Raw genomic sequence first — 17,822 nt, 5'->3', positions numbered from 1 at the left:
CCATCGTTCCATCCAGGCGTATTGATGGGTTTCGCTCCGCTCTATCCATCCTACGAGCTGGGCCGAGAGATTGATCTATCTCAAGACCGTATCCGAAACGCGGGCCCAGCTTACATTCGGAAGGCAACGATACGTCCAGACAGGCGGGAGGTGAAGCATGTACCGGCATATTCTCATTCCGACAGATGGGTCGGAGCTAGCGGAGCACGGCGTGGCGCATGGGTTGGCGCTGGCGAAATCCCTTGGAGCCAAGGTATCTCTAATCTTCGTTGTGGAGCCGTTTTCAGAAATGACAGGGCGGTTCCGTGAAGCAGTCGCAACATATGCCGAGCTGCGCAAGGAACAGGCCACGAGCACGTTGGATCGCGCGGCAAATGCGGCCAAGGAGGCCGGCGTTTCCTGCGAACCGATTCAAGTGGAGAACGGGCAACCCCATCAAGCCATCATCGCAGCAGCCGAGAATAAAGGTTGCGATCTCATCGTGATGTCATCCCATGGCCGCAGCGGACTCTCCATGCTTCTCATCGGTAGCGTGACAAACAAGGTGCTGGCGCAGGCGAAAACTCCCGTACTGATTTGTCCGTGAATGCGCGGACCTGCTGACAGAGTTCTCGCTCGCCGCGAGGACTAGAAAACTCAACGGCCGCATAAACCGCCTTGTCTGCTTTCGTCATCTGCGGGCCTTACCTGCCGGTCAGGCCTTGTCGGCCCGGCACCCGGGTAGCCGGTGACAGTGCACTTAACTCGAAGCAGGAGACCCCGTGCGCATCAATTGAATGCACTGTCACCGCAATTGCGGCGACGGCTAGAGCCTGTCGATCCGAAATGCGCGAGTCTCGACCGCGGCGCGAACACGCGCGTTGCACGCAGCTGTGATCGTGGAACCCCGCCGCGGATGTAACGACAGACGCTCCCCTCCGAATAGCCCGTAGCGGACGCTTCGTTCGCCAATAGATGGATGCGCAATCCGGGGAGAAATCGTCGCATGATGGGATTCAACGTCGCGGAGAATGGTGGAGGTTCTTATCGTCCGCTCGCCATTCTGCGCTGGGTCATGGTGGTCATATTCGTATCGTTTGGAATGCAGAAATTCACACTGCAATCCGCACAGGGTATCGCCCAGTTCATCAGCCACAGCCCGTTCATCTCCTGGCTGTCGGTATTCGGCCTGAGGGGAGAGGCCTATGTTCTCGGTGTCGCCGAATTCGTGATCGCGGCGCTGCTCGTGGCCGGCAGCTTCAGTCCGGTCTTGTCGGCGCTGGGTTCGTTCATGGGCATGGTGACCTTCGCGATCACGTGGTCGTTCTTCTTTACGACGCCGGGCGTCGTCACATGGAGCCTCTCAACCGATCCGATGGCGTGGAATCTGGCCGGCGAGTTCCTGTTCAAGGATATCGTCCTGCTGTGTGTGTGCGTCGTTCTGTTTCTCGCTTCGTTGCCGCAGTCGGTTGTCCGGCTCCGCACCGGCTGAGCGTAAAGCGGCTTTGCGATAGCCCGTAGGACGGGTAGAGCACAGCGAAACCCATCACGCTTCAACGCGCCTGGAAGCAAGGATGAGTTTCGCTTTGCTACCCATCCCGCGAGACGCATCTCACCGCCGAGCGCGGTAAATCACGACATCATTGCCATGACGCGTCGTGCTCTTCTCGAGGATGTAATTGGCCTTCTCCAGCACGCGGCGGGATGCGCCGTTGCTGACATAGACAAGGCCGATGAGAGACGGCAGTTCGTGGTGCGACAGCCCAATGTCCGTCAGCGCGATTGCGACCTCGCTCGCAAATCCGCGGCCCCAGAACTCGCGCTTGAAGGCGTAGGCAATCTCGATCTCGTCGATGTCGTCCACGAGGATGTGCCGGATGCCCGCTCGCCCGGCGAAGGCGCCGTCCTTCGTTCGCAGCACCCACAGCCCAAAACCGTGCTGGTCCCAATGCGCCATGTTGGTCGCGAGATAGGTCTTGGTGACCTCGGGTGCACGCACGCCGCCGAGATAGCGGGACACCTCGGCATCGAGATGCAGCGTGACGAGGTCGTCGAGGTGGTCTTCGCGAAGCCTCTCGGCGGTCAATCTGTCGGTGCTGAAGCGGTCCATGGGGACTGATAGCCGCTTTGGCGGCCGGTCGTCGATCGCTTTCGCGATGCGACACCGCACGCCATCAGCAGCGGCTGGACCGCTTGGACTCCATGTCGCGCCCGGGTTCTGACTTGGCCGCGCTGAGCGCCGCGGCCAGCTCGTCGATATGGTAGGGTTTCGGCAGAATCTGCAGACCCGCCAATTCGGCGTCGTGAACTGCGGCTTCGGAGTATCCGCTGGTCAGAAGCACGGGTATGTCGCTTCGCCTTCTCTTGATCTCCCGCGCCAGCTCGACCCCATTCATGCCACCGGGCATCATGACATCGGAAAAGACGAGGTCGACGGCGCGGCCGTCGGCCAGGGCACCGAGCGCGGCCGCGCCACTCGCCGCGTGCGTGACCTCGTAACCGAGCTGGCCCAGCATCTCGCTCACCAGTGCGGCAACCTCGTCATCGTCTTCGACCAGAAGGATTCGGCCATGATTGCTCTTCTTCGGCCGCACCATGTTGAGATCGATCAGGTGTCGCTCCCTGGAAGGAATGCTGAGCGATCGCGGCAAATAGAGTTCGATGCTGGTGCCTCGGCCGACTTCGGATCGAATGCGGACCGTCCCCCGTGACTGCGTCGCGAATCCATGAACCTGGGCAAGCCCGAGCCCCGAGCCCTTTCCGACCTCCTTGGTCGTGAAGAATGGCTCGAAAACGCGTGACAGGATCTCCGGACTCATGCCGACACCGGTATCGACGACGGACAGGCGCACATAGTCTCCGGCGATCTGCTCGTCATTCAGATCGGGCAGATTTTCCCCGCGCACGAGAATCGTGCCGCCATTGGGCATGGCGTCGCGGGCGTTGACAGCGAGGTTGAGGATCACGAGTTCGAGCTCGCCGGGATCGACCTCCACCGGCCAGAGCGTGTCCGGAAAATCGAACTCGACATGGACGTCGCCTCTCAGGCTTCGATCGAGCAGTTCGCGCATGCCGCCCATCTGCGAGGCGACGTCGACGGGCTCCGGCCGGAGCGTCTGCCGGCGGGAGAACGCGAGAAGCTGCCTGGTCAGGCTGGCCCCGCGCTGGGCGGCCTGGACCATCCCGTCCATGAGCCGGCGGCGACGGTCCGGATCGGTCTGGCGGTCGAGCATGTCGAGGCCGCCGGAGATCACCATCAGCAGATTGTTGAAGTCGTGCGCCACCCCGCCGGTCAGCTGTCCGATGGCTTCGATCTTCTGGGCTTGTCGAAGCGTCTCCTCGACCCGGGTACGCTCGTCCATCTCGACGCGCAATTGCTCGACGGCTTCCGCAAGGGCCCGCGTGCGCTCGACCACCAGCGTCTCGAGCTCCTGAGCCGCCTGTTCGCGCGCCGCGAACAGAGCCCGGATTTCGTATTGGCGCCGCCGTGCGCGCAGTGCCGATTGAACGGCGCTGGTCAGCGTCATTGGCTGAACCGGCCGCTCGAGCAGCGAGACGTTACGGAGAAGCGCGACAATGCTGCGGCGCCAGGCGAGGACGGCCGGCTGCTCGCGATGGCTGGTCAGGACGACGAAGGGCAGGTCGGACCAGGGCGGCTGGCTCTCGATCCATTGTGCCAGCGGCGAGGTGTCTTTCCCGAACAGAGCTTCCTCGGCAACGAACACGGCGCCGACGCCGGCTGCCATCTCGCTGACGAGTTCGGGCAGACTGCGGCAGCTGGTCGCTTCCAGGTGCGAACTCCGGAACAGCTCGACGGAGGCAAGTCCGTCGCGCCCGATCGGAGCAAAGACGAGAACATGGTGATCTCGCTCAACGCTCATTCAACCGACCCTTCGGGCTTAGGTGCCCCGGTATAATGCGGATTGCCGGAAAAGATGCCGCTGAACTCCCTCAGGGGCGGGCCGAGCGTGATGCCGGCGCTGCTAAGCCGAAATTCCCGGATGGTATGCTCGTGTCGGCCGCTGCGCTTCTTGACGACAGACAGAGCGCGCCGCACCGTTCCGCCGACCTCGAAATAGCGCAGCATGACCACGGAATCGCTGAGATAGCTTATGTCGAGAGGCGTATCCATCGGACCGACGAGGCCATGCTGGGCGAGGACCAGGATGGTCAGCACACCCTGCTGCCCCAGGTAGCTCAAGAGTTCGTGCATCTGCAGGATGAGAAATCGCTCGTCGGGCATCGCGGCCAGATAGCCGTTCAGACTGTCGATGATGACGAGGCGGGCATTGTCGGCCTCGACGCTCTTTCGCACGTTTGCGGCGAACTCACCCGGCGACAGCTCGGCGGGATCGATCTGCTGAAACCGGACAAGCCCCGAATCGACGTGTTCTTGCAGGTGCAGGCCAAGTGTCCGGGCGCGCGCTTCGACCGTGCCGCGGCCTTCATCGAACGCGAAGAACACCGCGTGCTCGCCACGTTCGGCCGCCGCGATCGCGTAGGTGAGCGCAACCGATGATTTGCCCACGCCGGCGGCGCCGATGAGCAGCGCATTGGTGCCGCGCTCGAGGCCGCCTCCCAGGAGCTGGTCGAGCTCGGCGTTGCCACTCGGGGTGAAGTCGCCGACGAAGGTCTTGTGATGTTCGGCCGCCACCAGGCGGGGGAATATCTGCAGGCCGCCTCGCTCGATCGTGAAATCGTGAAACCCGCCGCGAAACCGGATGCCGCGCATCTTGATCACGCGGAGCCGGCGCCGCTCGGCGCCGTAATCGATCGCGACCTGTTCGAGCATCACCACGCCGTGCGCAATGGAATGGAGCTGCAAATCGTCCTGAGATGACGAAAGATCGTCGAGCAGGACCACTGTGCAATTGCGGTTGGTGAAAAAATGTTTCAGGGCCAGCACTTGGCGCCTGTAACGAAGCGGGTTCTGGGCAAGCAGGCGCAGTTCGGACAGGCTGTCGAGCACGACGCGGTTGGGATTGACCCGCTCGACTTCCCTAAAGATCAGGCCGGTCGTCTCGCTCAGCTCCATTTCGGCGGGATGAAACACCGTGAGCTCGCGCTCCGGATCGAGCGTCGTCTCCGGCGGAACCAGTTCGAAGATGTCGATGCCGTCCAGCGTCCAGCCGTGCCGCTGTGCCACGACGTCCAGCTCGCGCTTGGTTTCGGACAGCGAAATGTAGAGCACGCGCTCTCCGTCCCGCACCCCCCTCAGCAGGAACTGAAGCGCGATGGTGGTTTTGCCCGTGCCGGGCTGCCCCTCGTAGAGATACATCCGGTTGGCGTCGAAGCCGCCTCCCAGGATGTCGTCCAGGCCGGCGCTGCCGGTCGATATTCTGGACAGCTCTCGGGGCGCACTGTCCGCAACAGTGCTGGATGGACTGCTCATTGGTTTCCCTTGACGCTTCGAGAGAAGGGCGCCACCGCCCCTGCACGAGCTCCGGGGCTCGCACTCGGTTAAGCCGAACGGCCTTGGAACGAACTCTCAGCTCGGCGCCGGGTTCCCTGCTCATGGGGAGGCGGTCGGCCCTGATCACGACGCCGACCCAGCCCGAAGACGGTATCGCACCGCCACTCGCAGGACGGAGAAGGTCGCGAGCCGGATGTCGCTGAAGCCGACGATGCCATCGTGCTCCTGTGTTGCCCGACGGGTCAACCGATCCTCAGTTCGCAGCCCGGCGCGTCAAGCGTTCGCAGTCAAGTCGCTGCTTGATCTGAATCAAACAGGCGGATGACAGCCGCACCACAACGCGACTCCAGGGACTGGTGACATGTTGGTGTGCGCAATGAGTCCGACCTGGTACGTCACCTTCGAAGTGCAACGGCGAGGCGTTCTGCCGAGACAACGAAGTCCGCGCGAGACGAAGACCTTCGCGACTGAGCATGAAGCGAAGCTGTTTGCGCGCGCCAAGCGCGATGAGGGACTTTCCGTCTTTGCAGGCACGATCAACCCGCACCTGCCGAAGCGGGTGATCCCATCCTCCGGCATCGGCGCGTGGCTTGCTGACGAACAGGACGGTGCTGGAGCGCACGGCACTTCAAAGACTGACTAAGCACTCTTCTGTGCACAGCGATGGCGTTTGAGTGTTGCCATTTTGGTACGGGCCAGGAATCCCCTCGCGCATAGACTTCAGGCTGTTCGCAGCACTTATGCACGCCAGCCTGCATAAGGGCTCGCTTTTTTGACGGACGAGAGATTTGAGCAAAGGGGACGAAACGATGAAAAAGCTTTCGATAGCCGCGATCGGCTTCGCGGCGCTGAGCTGGGTGGCTCCGGCCATGGCGGCTGACATGGCCGTCAAGGCACCGCCGCCGGCACCGATGGTGGCGGTCTATAACTGGAGCGGATTCTACATTGGCGCCAATGGAGGTTGGGGGCAGAGCCATAATTGCGTGGATTTCGTCACGCTCGTAGGAACAGTGGGAGGCGGTTGCGCTGATCGCTCCGGGGGTCTCGTCGGCGGCCAGATCGGATATCGCTGGCAAACCAATCAGTTTGTGCTTGGCTTGGAAGCACAGGGCGATTGGGCGGAGATCAAGAACACGCGCGTGAGCCTGATTGATCCGCTGATTTCAACCACAGGGAAAACCGATGGCATTGGCCTCTTCACGGCCCAACTCGGATGGGCATGGAACGCGTCACTGCTCTACGTGAAGGGTGGCGCGGCCGTCACTCGCAATCGCTTTGATGTATTCAACAACATCACCGGAGTCGGCCTGGCCTCGGCAGGTCACACGCGCTGGGGCGGCGCCTTGGGTGTCGGCTGGGAATACGGCTTCGCACCGAACTGGTCCGTCGGTGTTGAATACGACCATCTCTGGATGGGGAATGACAACACCTCCTTCGCAGCCGTGGTCACGCCCGGAGGGCGCACCCTCCTAGGCACCGGGGTCAGCCAGGATGTGGACATGGTCACGCTTCGCGTGAACTATCGCTTCGGCGGTTATGGTGCTGGTTATGGTGCTCCTGCTCGCTACTGAGCTGGTGTCCTCCCAGTGACTTCGGGCCCCGGCATCGACCGGGGCCTTTTTCATGGGGAGCGTAAAAAAACGCGCGGATGTCCGGCATCAATTCCTGCGGTTATGTTTGCCAGTAATGATGAGGCACCGGAGGAGGCCTTGCGTCGCCTCCATTTGATTTGTTGATTTTGGTTCGGACCGAACGCGTCCAGTCGTGTGGTGGCGCAGTCGAGGTGGCAATCCGCGGAGGATGCCATCGTCCTCCTGTTTTGCCCGACGGCGCAACCGGCACGCCGTAGTCCGTAGCCCGGATGGAGCGAAGCGCAATCCGGGAATCCTCGCATCGGATGCGCTTTCCCGGACTTCGCTGCGCTCCATCCGGGCTAGGTCTGTTTCCTCGGATGTATCAACGACTTCACTGACGTCACCGGGCGCAGGCCCGGCAAACGCCGTCCACTGTGCATGGGGTTGTTTTCGCAATTTTAGTTTGGAGAGGGCGCTAGCCCGCGCCGAGCGCGACCGCGACGTTGTAGGTCAGAAGGCTCGCGGCATAAGCCAGCACCAGCATGTAGAAGAAGGTCACGGCCATCCAGGCCCAGCTGCCGGTCTCGCGCCGGATCACCGCGAGCGTGGATGCGCATTGCGGGGCGAAGATGTACCAGGCCAGCATCGACAGCGCGGTCGCGAGCGACCATTTCGTCGCCAGCACCTGGCCGATCTGCTCGGCCGCTTCCTTGCCGCCTTCGATCGCGTAGACGGTGCCGAGCGCTGCGACCGCGACCTCGCGCGCCGCCATGCCCGGGATCAGCGCGACCGCGATCTGCCAGTTGAAGCCGACGGGGGCAAGCAGCGGCTCGAGCGCCTTGCCGATGATCGCGGCCAGGCTGAAGTCGATCGCGGGTTCGGTGGCGCCCGCGGGCGGCTGCGGGAACGAGGCCAGAAACCAGATCAGCACCATCATCGAGAAGATCGTGGTGCCGGCGCGGTGCAGAAACATTTTCGCCCGCGTGTAGACGCCGATCGCGATCGATTTCAGCCGCGGCATCTTGTAGTCCGGCAGCTCCAGCATGAATGGCGCCGGCGCATAGTCGCGCAGCATGAAGAATTTGATCAGGAACGAGACCGCAAGCGCGCTTGTGATGCCGGCGGCGTAGAGGCCGAACATCACGAGACCCTGGAGGTTGATGAAGCCCCAGACGTCCCTGGCCGGAATGAAGGCGGAGATGATCAGCGTGTAGACGGGAATGCGCGCCGAGCAGGTCATCAGCGGCGCGATCAGGATCGTGGTCAGCCGGTCGCGCTTGTTGTCGATCACGCGCGTCGCCATGATGCCGGGAATGGCGCAGGCAAAGCTCGACAGCAGCGGAATGAAGGCGCGGCCGTGCAGGCCGGCGCCGCCCATGATGCGGTCCATCAGGAACGCGGCGCGCGCCATGTAGCCGAAGTCTTCCAGCAGCAGGATGAACAGGAAAATGATGATGATCTGCGGCAGGAACACGATGACGCTGCCGACGCCTGATATCACGCCGTTCTGAAGGAAGCTCTGCAGCAGGCCGGCGGGCAGGGTGGCGTGCACGAATTCGCCGAGCGCGTCGAAGCCGTTGTTGAGCAGGTCCATCAGCGGCTGTGCCCAGGCGAACACCGCCTGGAACATCACGAACAGGATCAGCGCAAGCACGATGAGCCCGCCGACGGGATGCAGCACCACCGCATCGATCCGCGCGGTCCAGGTGTCGGGTCTAGCAGGCAGGCTGACGCAGTCGGCGATGATGCGGTCGGCCTCGCGCTGGGTGGCGCGCAGCTCGGCGACGCTGAGCGCGCGCCAGCTGTTCTCCCGCGGCTCCGCGGCGAGTTTCGCCGAGATCTCGTCGGTCAGCGCCAACAGGTCGGCCGTGCCGCTCTTGCGCACCGCGATCGAGGTGACCACGGGCACGCCGAGCTCCTTGGCGAGCCGCTCCACGTCGACGGTGATGCCGCGGCGGCTCGCGATGTCGAACATGTTGAGCACGAGGATCATCGGCCGGCCGGTGCGCTTCAACTCCAGCAGCAGGCGGATGGTCAGGCGCAGATTGGTCGAGTCGGCCACGCACAGCACGAGGTCGGGCACGGTTTCGCCGGACGCCTTGCCGAGCACGAAGTCGCGGGTGATCTCCTCGTCCGGGCTGCGGCCGCGCAGCGAGTAGGTGCCGGGCAGGTCGACCACCGAGACCTGGCGTCCCAGGGGCGTGACGAAGAAGCCTTCCTTGCGCTCGACGGTGACGCCGGGATAGTTCGCGACTTTCTGTCGGCTGCCGGTCAGCGCGTTGAACAGCGACGTCTTGCCGCTGTTCGGCGTGCCCACCAGGGCGAGATGCAGCAGAGGAGCTTCCATGGGATCAGATTTCCGGTCGCTATCTAGGCGACAATGATGGCCATGGCTTCACGACGGCGGACCGCGATCGTGATGTTGTCGACACGGACGGCGATCGGGTCGCGCCCGATCAGGCCCTCGTGCAGGACCTCGACCCGGGCGCCCTCGACGAAGCCGAGCTCGATCAGCCGGCTCTCGAGCTCAATGTCCGAGAGCGCCGAGCCCGCATCCCTGGCGGAAAGGTGTTGGATGACGCCGATATAGCCGCGCTGGGCCAGGCCCAGCGGCATCCGCGAACGCGTGTCATTGGTGTCGGTCATGCCCTGTATTTTCAACGCAGGGCAGTGAGGTCAAGCGCGCGGGTCGGCTGAAACTGCACCTTAGAGTGATTTTAAAGTGCAGAACCGGGAGGCGCCGTTGGAGGACGCCCAACGGCTACTGGGCCGGGACCTTTTCCGGCTGGATGGCGGCCATGGCGCGGCTCTTGAAGTAGTCGAGGACGAACAGGCGGATCGCCGAGGACAGATTGCCCTGCTGGCGGTTGCCGTCGATCTCGCCGACCAGCTCGGACAGCGTCATGTTGCGCAGGCCCGAGATCTCCTTCATGCCGTTCCAGAACGCCTCTTCCAGGCTGACGCTGGTCTTGTGGCCGGCGACCACGATCGACCGTTTCACCACGGGCGACTTCATGACTGATCCTCGCGATCGATCTGATGCTGGTCCAGACGCGCCTTCGCCTGGTCCGCGCGCGTCTCCTCCGCCGACCGCTCCGCCTTCGTGCGGCCGAACTTCGCCCGATTGGTGTCCGCCTGCTTCGCCGATGCTTCCCGCTCGGCGCGCTTCCTGAAACGATTCAGGTTGATGACGTTCCCCATGCCGCGTCTCCATCATCCGCTCCTCTTCTGGCAGGATGAAACATTCAGAAACTGGGTGCCGTGTTGCGCCCTATGAGACTTGATCGCCATTCGCTCGTCCTCGTCAATTGGCCCCTTGGGCCATCAAACGATGAATTAGCCCCGTCAAAGGGCAGAGAGGCCTGCGTAGCACGCCGCCTCGCCACAACATTGACGGTAATCAAATCCCGGCCCTTAGGCCTTATATTTATGAGCCCCAAGGCACCGTATCATTACGGATGACTATCGGAATTCGGAATTCATCCGGGCCGCGTCATTTTCTCCGGCTGCACCAGCCGGTCGAACTCGTCGGCCGAGACGAAGCCGAGCCGCAGCGCCTCCTCCTTCAGCGTGGTGCCGTTGGCATGCGCGGTCTTCGCCACCTTGGCGGCGTTGTCATAGCCGATCTTCGGGGCGAGCGCGGTCACCAGCATCAGCGAGCGCTGCATCAGCTCCCTGATGCGCTTTTCGTCGGCGCGGATGCCGCTGACGCAATGTTCGGTGAAGGAGCGCGCGGCGTCCGCCATCAGCCGGATCGAGTGCAGCATGTTGTAGGCGAGCACGGGCTTGTAGACGTTGAGCTCGAAATGGCCCTGGCTGCCGGCGACCGTGATCGCGGTGTGATTGCCGAACACCTGGCAGCACACCATCGTCATCGCCTCGCACTGCGTCGGGTTGACCTTGCCGGGCATGATCGAAGAGCCCGGCTCGTTCTCCGGCAGGATCAGCTCGCCGAGGCCCGAGCGCGGGCCCGATCCGAGCAGGCGGATGTCGTTGGCGATCTTGAACAGGCCTGTCGCGACGGAATTGATGGCGCCGTGCGCCAGCACATAGGCGTCGTTCGAGGCCAGCGCCTCGAATTTGTTGGCGGCGCTGGTGAAGGGCAGCTTCGTAATCCCGGTAACGTGCTTTGCGAACAGTCTTGCGAAGCGCGGCTTGGAGTTGAGGCCGGTGCCGACGGCGGTGCCGCCCTGGGCCAGCGGATAGAGGTCCTTCACCGCCACCTTGAGGCGGGCGATGCCGCTTTCGACCTGTGCGGCGTAGCCCGAAAATTCCTGGCCGAGCGTCAGCGGCGTCGCGTCCTGGGTGTGTGTCCGCCCGATCTTGACGATTTTTGCGAACTCCTTCTCCTTCTTGCGGAGCGCGCGCAGCAGCTCGCCGAGGGCAGGGACGAGATCGGCATTGATGCGGCTTGCGGCCGCGATGTGCATCGCGGTCGGGAATGAGTCGTTCGACGACTGGCTCATGTTGACGTGATCGTTGGGATGCACCGGCTTCTTGGCGCCGAGCTCGCCGCCGAGCAGCTCATTGGCGCGGTTGGCGATGACCTCGTTGAGATTCATGTTGCTCTGCGTGCCCGAGCCGGTCTGCCACACGACAAGCGGAAAATGATCGTCCAGCTTGCCCTCGATCACCTCGCGCGCGGCGCGGATGATGGCGTTGGCCCGGCGCTGGTCGAGCAGGCCGAGCGCGAGGTTGGATTGTGCGGCGGCGAGCTTGACGATGCCGAGCGCATGCACGAGCTCGATCGGCATGCGGTCGATGCCGATACGGAAATTCTGGCGCGAACGTTCAGTCTGCGCCCCCCAATAGCGATCAGCGGGGACCTCGATGGGACCGAAACTGTCGGTCTCGGTGCGGCTGGCGGGGCGGGCAGTCTTCGAGCGAGCAGTGTTCGAGCGAGCAGTCTTGGCCATGAGCACATCCATTCTGCGGCACGGAATGCCGTGCAGCCTCTTCATGTGCTCTTCTATATCGGCAGTTTGGCCGGGCGCGACCGTTTCGCGCCCAACCTAGATCATTTCTTGCGGAAACGATCGAGCCGCACCACCTCGGCGCCGCCCTGGTTCGGGGCGGTCGGCTCCTCGGCACTTTCGGCCGGCTCACTGGCAGGCGCGGGCACTGCGACGGCCGACGGCGCGGGAGCGGCCGGCAATGTCTCGGATGAGACCTCGGCGACATCGGAGGTGTCGAACTGGAGGCCGAACTTCACGGACGGATCGAGGAAGCTCTTGATCGCGCTGAACGGCACGATCAGCCGCTCCGGAATGCCGCCGAAGGACAGGCCGACCTCGAAACGGTCCTCGAGCACGGTCAGATCCCAGAACTGGTGCTGGAGGATGATCGTCATCTCTTCCGGGTATTGCGCCAGGAGCCGCGGCGACAGCTTCACGCCCTCGGCCTTCGACACGAAGGTGATGAAGAAATGGTGCTCGCCCGGCAGTCCATGGGACGCGGCATCGGTCAGCACCTTCCGCAGCACGCCGCGCAGCGCGTCGCGGGCCAGCACATCGTATCGGATATGATCGGTCGCCATGGTGGTCCTGTTGCATTCCAGGAGTTGGGCCCTGCCGGCCCGACTCGCCAAGCCGCAATAGTACCGCGCCTGACGGGTCAGCAGGAGTCCCCGCCGGGAAGGAAATAAGAGGTAAGTGGAGGCTTCTGTTGCCAGGTGCCTCCGAACCCCGCCTAACGGAGCTTAACCCGTTAGGACTTTAAGATGGTCTTTCAAACTGCGTTACGCAGCCTGAGCAACCGGAGCAAAGTTGTCGTTGGCAACTATTGCAGTAGCCCGATAACGGCGGAACAATACCGGGAAAAAGCACGCCCTTTACGCCCTCGTCGATCCTATTTCGCCCCCGCCAAAACCCGCTCTGGGTGCGCCCGCTGGTGGGCTTTGGTGGAGGCGCCGGGTACCGCCCCCGGGTCCGAATGGTTTATTGCGACGACCGTTTATTTCCATAGCCGGCGAACCGGCACCCCCAATATAGGGGGCAAAGGTTTCAAATGACAGGTGTTTCGAGCGGTGATCCCGCGGTTCCCTTTGGATAGGTTCTGGCCGGGCCTCCGTATGATCTTGGCCCTGGGACGGCCAGCGTTCTAAGCTCCTGACATGTCCACGGATTCAGCACCGGCCGCCCAAGAGCCGGACCATCCAGCCGCCCACGCTCCTCCGCCCGGCCTCGTCGCGCTGTTCCTGGCCTTCGCCCGGATGTCGCTGGCCGGCTTCGGCGGGGTCCTGGTGTTTGCCCGCCACGCCATCGTCGATCAGCACCGCTGGATGACGGCGGACGAGTTCAACGAGACCTTTGCGCTCTGCCATTTCCTGCCCGGGCCCAACATCGTCAACCTGTCGATGGTGTTCGGGTCGCGGCTGCGCGGCATCGCCGGCGGCGTTGCCGCCTTTACCGGGCTGTTGCTGCCGCCGAGGGTGATCATGACCGTGCTTGCGATCATCTACGCCCGGTTCGGCGATGTGGAGGTGCTGCGCCGGATCCTCGCGGGCATCTCCTGCGCGGCGGTCGGGCTGCTGATCGCGGTGGTCTTCCGCATGATGATGCCCCTGCTCAAGCGGATGGACGTTGTCGTGCTCATTCTCATGCTCGGCGTGTTCGTTGCGATCGGTGTGCTTCGCCTGCCGCTCCAGGCGGTGCTGCTGGTCGCGATTCCCATCAGTATCGGCGTCACATATTGGGTGCGGCGGAAGGTAGCAGCATGAACAGCGAAAACCCGATCTGGGCGCTGATCTTCACCTTTGGTCTAATGTCGCTGTTCGCGGTCGGCGGCGCAGCGGCGGCGGTGCCGGAGATGCACCGCATCGCAGTCGACGTGCATCACTGGATGACCGAGAAGCAGTTCGCCGACGCCTATGCGATCGCACAGCTCTCGCCAGGTCCGAACGTACTTATCGTCACGTTAATCGGCTATGCCGTCGCCGGCATCCCCGGCGCGCTGGCGGCAACGCTGGCGATGTGCCTGCCGACGGCGCTGCTTGCCTATTATGTCAGCCGTCTGCTGAGCCGGCCCAGCCAATCGCGCTGGCCCGCCTTGATTCAGACTGCACTGGTTCCGCTATCGATTGGATTGATGGCAGCCAGCGCCCTGATCCTGGCCCAGTCGACCGATCGCACCTTTGCTGCGCTGCTTCTGACCGCGGCGGTTGCAGTGCTCGCGTCCGTCTCGCGCATCAATCCACTCTGGCTTCTGCTCGCCGGAGGCCTGATTGGTTTTGCTGGCATTGTGTAATGAAAATCGCTAGGCAGTGATCCGGGCGGGGGATCCTTTTCCAGCCGATTAGAACAACAGTGCTCGTGACTTAGGAGTCGCGGAGGAGACAAGCATGGCCGACACGATGGGCCACTCGGCGACTGCCACCCGAAACACCTCGGTGGCGATCGGCTTCTGCCTGCTGGCGATCGCGCCGCAGATTTTCGAATTCATCTGGTCGATCGGGACGATCTTCGGCTGGGGTGCCGGGCGCGGCCCACTGCAGGTCGTAACCGGCCATGCGACGGCGCTGCTCGCCGGCGCGCCCAGTGCAATATTCGGATCGTTCGGTAGCGGCACCAAGAAGGCATCATCCGATGTGCTGCTGGCCCTGATCTATTCCTATCCACTGTTTGCAGTGGCGATCCTCACGCTGTTCATGACGATCCGGTCGGCGCAGGATTATGTCGGCGGCGTCATCCTGATGGCGCTCGCCCTGTTCGCGCTGTGGGCGTCGAGCGATCTGCAGGGCATGCGCGGCTTCTCCTTCGGCGCCGGCACGGCACCGCGGATGTTCGGTGGATTGCTGGTGGCCTTGTCGGCCGCCATCGCCTTGACCGGTCTTTTGACCGATGGGCCGGCGATGGCCCATTATTCCTGGCGCGGGCCTCTGTTCGTGATGGTCGCGATCCTGTTTTTCGCGCTGGCGATCCGGCCGCTCGGCCTCGTGGTCACGGCCTTCGTGAGCTTCATGATTGCAGCGCTGGGCTCGCATGAGACGCGCTGGCTGGAGGCCGCCATCGTCGGCGCCTGCCTGACGCTCGGCTGCGCAATCCTGTTCCCGTACGTCCTCGGATTGCCGATGCCGATGTTCCCGCGTTTCCTGGTTCAGTGAGGGTGTAATGGAGCTCTTTGCCAACCTCGCTCACGGTTTTGCCGTCGCGTTCTCTCCGATCAACCTGCTGATGTGCCTGATCGGCGCCCTCGTGGGCACGCTGGTCGGCGTGTTGCCGGGCATCGGCACCATCGCGACGGTCGCGATGCTGCTGCCGATCACTTTCGGCCTGCCGCCGGTCGGCGCGCTGATCATGCTCGCCGGCATTTATTATGGCGCCCAGTATGGCGGCTCGACCACGTCGATCCTGGTTAACATACCCGGTGAGGCGACCTCGGTCGTCACCGCCATTGACGGTCACCAGATGGCCAAGCAGGGCCGCGCCGGCCCGGCGCTGGCGATCGCGGCGATCGGCTCGTTCTTCGCCGGCTGCGTTGCGACCGTTTTGATCGCCGTCCTCGGCGCGCCGCTCACGAAGCTCGCGCTGGCGTTCGGTCCGGCCGAGTATTTCTCGCTGATGGTGCTCGGCCTGATCTTCGCGGTGGTGCTGGCCAAAGGCTCGGTGCTGAAGGCGATCGCGATGATCGTGTTCGGCCTGCTGCTCTCGATCGTCGGCTCGGACATCGAGACCGGCGCCTCGCGCATGGCCTTCAACATTCCGGAGCTCGCCGACGGCCTCGGCTTCGCGACGGTGGCGATGGGTGTATTCGGCTTCGCCGAGATCATCCGCAATCTCGACGCCGGCGCCGAGATGAATCGCGATCTGGTGCAGCAGAAGATCACCGGCCTGATGCCGACCAGGAAAGACCTGACCGACTCGGCGCCTGCGATCCTGCGCGGCACGGTGCTCGGCTCGATCCTCGGCATTCTGCCGGGCGGCGGCGCTGTCATCGCGTCGTTTGCCGCCTATACGCTCGAGAAGAAGCTCGCCAAGAACCCGTCGCGGTTCGGCCGCGGCGCGATCGAGGGCGTGGCGGGGCCGGAAAGCGCCAACAACGCCGCGGCGCAGACCTCGTTCATTCCGCTGCTGACGCTCGGCATCCCGCCGAACGCGGTGATGGCGCTGATGGTCGGCGCGATGACCATCCACGGCATCGTGCCGGGCCCGCAGGTGATGCAGAAGCAGCCGGATCTGGTCTGGGGCATGATCGCCTCGATGTGGATAGGCAATCTGATGCTGATCATCATCAACCTGCCGCTCGTCGGAATCTGGGTGCGGCTGCTGCGCGTGCCTTACCGGCTGATGTTCCCCTCGATCGTGATCTTCTGCGCGATCGGCATCTACTCGGTGAACAACGCACCGGTCGATGTCATCCTTGCCGGCGTCTTCGGTCTGGTCGGCTACTGGCTGATCAAGCACGATTTCGAGCCGGCGCCGCTGCTGCTCGGCATGGTGCTCGGACCGCTGATGGAAGAGAACCTGCGTCGTGCGCTGCTGATCTCGCGCGGCGACTGGAGCGTGTTCCTGACGCGTCCGTTGTCGGCGGTGCTGCTGGCGATCGCGGCGTTTCTGCTGATCCTCACGGTCCTGCCGGTGCTGCGTGCCAAGCGCGACGAGGTGTTCACCGAATCCGAGAACTGACCGCGCCTGCGTCGTCGCAGCGCCCTGCGTCCGCACGCCGCATTCGGAAGTCGAATCGACTTGTGTGACCGCTTCGTGAAATGAAAATGCCGGCCCTGTGGCCGGCATTTTTGTTTTACGTCCGAGGGGATCGAGATGACTTCCATTCGCGCGCTTGCGGGCGCATGTGCTGCGGCGTTCGCATCGTTGTGCGGCTTTGTCGCACCGGCGGAGGCGCAGACCTATCCGACGCGCAGCATCACCATGATCGTGCCGTTCGCGGCCGGCGGACCGACCGACGTGATTTCGCGCATCGTCACCGGGCACATGGCGCAGACGCTCGGACAGAGCATCATCATCGAGAACGTGGTCGGCGCTGGCGGCACCACCGCGACCACGCGCGCTGCGCGCGCGGCCAATGACGGCTATACGCTCATTACCGGGCATATGGGCACGCATGCAGCCTCCGTGCCGCTCTATCCGAAACTCGCCTACCACCCGGAAAAGGATTTTGAGCCGGTCGCGCTGCTCGCGGGCACGCCGATCCTGATCCTGGCGCGCAAGGACTTTCCGCCGAAAGACCTCAAGGAGTTCGTCGCCTACGTGAAAGCGAACGCGGAGAAGGTCAACGCCGCGCATGCCGGCGTCGGCTCGGTCTCGCACGTCTCCTGCGAGCTCCTGCACTCGATCCTCGACATCAAGCCGGTCGGCGTGCCCTTCAACGGCACGGGCCCCGCGATGAATGCGCTGGTGGCCGGACAGGTCGACTACATGTGCGACCAGATCGTCAATGCGGTGCCGCAGATCAATGCCGGCACCATCAAGGCCTATGCGATCGCGACGGCCGAGCGCAATCCGTCGCTGCCGAACGTGCCGACCACGGCGGAGGCCGGCCTGCCTGCATTCCAGGCCCAGGCCTGGAACGCGATGTTCGCGCCGAAGGGAACTTCGCCCGCGATCATTGCGAGCCTGAATGCCGCCGCCATCAAGGCGCTCGACGACGAGACCGTGAAGAAGCGCCTGCTCGAGCTCGGCAGCGTCATTCCGGGTCCCAAGGACCGGACGCCGGAGGCGCTGGCGACCCTCGTCAAGAACGAGATCGCGAAGTGGACCCCGGTGCTCAAGCCGGCAACTTAACGAGCACTTTCAAGCCGATAGGCGAGGGGCGGGACGCAAGTTCCGCCCCTTGTTGTTTGCACCGGGAACAGTCACTTTTCGGGGTATAATGGGCTTAAACAGCGAATCGCTGCTGTC

General features: G+C 63.5%; 18 protein-coding genes and 1 other RNA gene. 9 read left to right on the top strand and 10 right to left on the bottom strand.

What is annotated here, in order from left to right; genetic code table 11:
- Positions 1-157 precede the first annotated feature (157 nt).
- Both ABIA90_RS20655 and ABIA90_RS20650 read left to right on the top strand, forming a co-directional pair.
- A complete protein-coding gene (locus ABIA90_RS20655; RefSeq protein ID WP_071910488.1) occupies positions 158-586 on the top strand; it encodes a universal stress protein in 429 nt (142 codons plus the stop codon).
- Between the two features lie 399 nt (positions 587-985).
- Positions 986-1,471, top strand: coding sequence for a YkgB family protein (locus ABIA90_RS20650; protein ID WP_354122017.1), 486 nt, complete (start codon positions 986-988; stop codon positions 1,469-1,471).
- Positions 1,472-1,591: 120 nt separating this feature from the next.
- On the opposite strand, the gene ABIA90_RS20645 is transcribed toward ABIA90_RS20650, so the two are convergent.
- The 3 genes from ABIA90_RS20645 to ABIA90_RS20635 form a co-directional block, all read right to left on the bottom strand.
- The gene (locus ABIA90_RS20645) at positions 1,592-2,089 is read right to left on the bottom strand and encodes a GNAT family N-acetyltransferase (RefSeq protein ID WP_085399738.1); all 498 of its coding nucleotides are present in this window, start codon (positions 2,087-2,089) and stop codon (positions 1,592-1,594) included.
- 64 nt (positions 2,090-2,153) lie between these two features.
- Positions 2,154-3,860, bottom strand: coding sequence for an ATP-binding protein (locus ABIA90_RS20640; RefSeq protein ID WP_354122018.1), 1,707 nt, complete (start codon positions 3,858-3,860; stop codon positions 2,154-2,156).
- Complete coding sequence (locus ABIA90_RS20635) at positions 3,857-5,371, bottom strand: ATPase domain-containing protein (RefSeq protein ID WP_247303963.1); 1,515 nt, start codon at positions 5,369-5,371, stop codon at positions 3,857-3,859. Before ABIA90_RS20635 ends, ABIA90_RS20640 begins: the two co-directional genes overlap by 4 nt.
- Before the next feature lie 397 nt (positions 5,372-5,768).
- Between ABIA90_RS20635 and ABIA90_RS20630 the strand changes: the two genes are divergently transcribed.
- Positions 5,769-6,035 carry a hypothetical protein gene (locus ABIA90_RS20630; RefSeq protein ID WP_063981607.1) on the top strand — a complete coding sequence of 89 codons (267 nt, stop codon included), beginning with the start codon at positions 5,769-5,771 and terminating at the stop codon, positions 6,033-6,035.
- Between the two features lie 166 nt (positions 6,036-6,201).
- Positions 6,202-6,963: an outer membrane protein gene (locus ABIA90_RS20625; protein WP_354122019.1), complete on the top strand. Its 762-nt coding sequence runs from the start codon at positions 6,202-6,204 to the stop codon at positions 6,961-6,963.
- 478 nt (positions 6,964-7,441) lie between these two features.
- On the opposite strand, the gene feoB is transcribed toward ABIA90_RS20625, so the two are convergent.
- The 7 genes from feoB to ssrA form a co-directional block, all read right to left on the bottom strand.
- Positions 7,442-9,313 carry a ferrous iron transporter B gene (gene feoB, locus ABIA90_RS20620; protein ID WP_354122020.1) on the bottom strand — a complete coding sequence of 624 codons (1,872 nt, stop codon included), beginning with the start codon at positions 9,311-9,313 and terminating at the stop codon, positions 7,442-7,444.
- Between the two features lie 23 nt (positions 9,314-9,336).
- A complete protein-coding gene (locus ABIA90_RS20615; protein WP_354122021.1) occupies positions 9,337-9,612 on the bottom strand; it encodes a FeoA family protein in 276 nt (91 codons plus the stop codon).
- Positions 9,613-9,727: 115 nt separating this feature from the next.
- Positions 9,728-9,982, bottom strand: a complete 255-nt coding sequence (locus ABIA90_RS20610; protein WP_014493044.1) for a ribbon-helix-helix domain-containing protein — start codon at positions 9,980-9,982, stop codon at positions 9,728-9,730.
- The gene (locus tag ABIA90_RS20605) at positions 9,979-10,167 is read right to left on the bottom strand and encodes a DUF4169 family protein (protein WP_247303956.1); all 189 of its coding nucleotides are present in this window, start codon (positions 10,165-10,167) and stop codon (positions 9,979-9,981) included. Before ABIA90_RS20605 ends, ABIA90_RS20610 begins: the two co-directional genes overlap by 4 nt.
- Positions 10,168-10,445: 278 nt before the next feature.
- Positions 10,446-11,894 carry a class II fumarate hydratase gene (gene fumC / locus ABIA90_RS20600; RefSeq protein ID WP_502916688.1) on the bottom strand — a complete coding sequence of 483 codons (1,449 nt, stop codon included), beginning with the start codon at positions 11,892-11,894 and terminating at the stop codon, positions 10,446-10,448.
- Positions 11,895-11,983: 89 nt separating this feature from the next.
- Positions 11,984-12,502: an SspB family protein gene (locus ABIA90_RS20595; protein WP_354122022.1), complete on the bottom strand. Its 519-nt coding sequence runs from the start codon at positions 12,500-12,502 to the stop codon at positions 11,984-11,986.
- 114 nt (positions 12,503-12,616) lie between these two features.
- Positions 12,617-12,982: a transfer-messenger RNA gene (gene ssrA / locus ABIA90_RS20590) on the bottom strand.
- Positions 12,983-13,078: 96 nt separating this feature from the next.
- On the opposite strand from ssrA, the gene ABIA90_RS20585 reads away from it, so the two are divergent.
- From ABIA90_RS20585 to ABIA90_RS20565, 5 genes are all read left to right on the top strand, one after another.
- Positions 13,079-13,684 carry a chromate transporter gene (locus ABIA90_RS20585; RefSeq protein WP_354122023.1) on the top strand — a complete coding sequence of 202 codons (606 nt, stop codon included), beginning with the start codon at positions 13,079-13,081 and terminating at the stop codon, positions 13,682-13,684.
- Positions 13,681-14,211 (top strand): chromate transporter, encoded by a 531-nt coding sequence (locus ABIA90_RS20580; protein WP_354122024.1) that lies wholly within the window; start codon positions 13,681-13,683, stop codon positions 14,209-14,211. Before ABIA90_RS20585 ends, ABIA90_RS20580 begins: the two co-directional genes overlap by 4 nt.
- A 94-nt stretch (positions 14,212-14,305) precedes the next feature.
- Positions 14,306-15,067 (top strand): tripartite tricarboxylate transporter TctB family protein, encoded by a 762-nt coding sequence (locus tag ABIA90_RS20575; protein WP_354122025.1) that lies wholly within the window; start codon positions 14,306-14,308, stop codon positions 15,065-15,067.
- 7 nt (positions 15,068-15,074) lie between these two features.
- Positions 15,075-16,589, top strand: a complete 1,515-nt coding sequence (locus ABIA90_RS20570) for a tripartite tricarboxylate transporter permease (RefSeq protein WP_028147708.1) — start codon at positions 15,075-15,077, stop codon at positions 16,587-16,589.
- Between the two features lie 135 nt (positions 16,590-16,724).
- Positions 16,725-17,705, top strand: a complete 981-nt coding sequence (locus ABIA90_RS20565; protein WP_071910509.1) for a tripartite tricarboxylate transporter substrate binding protein BugD — start codon at positions 16,725-16,727, stop codon at positions 17,703-17,705.
- Positions 17,706-17,822 lie beyond the last annotated feature (117 nt).

This window comes from Bradyrhizobium sp. LA6.8 (genome assembly GCF_040547935.1).
Classification (GTDB): Bacteria; Pseudomonadota; Alphaproteobacteria; order Rhizobiales; family Xanthobacteraceae; genus Bradyrhizobium; species Bradyrhizobium barranii.
The sequence above is the reverse complement of the archived record's forward strand: the minus strand, read 5'-3'. Positions and strand labels throughout refer to the sequence as shown.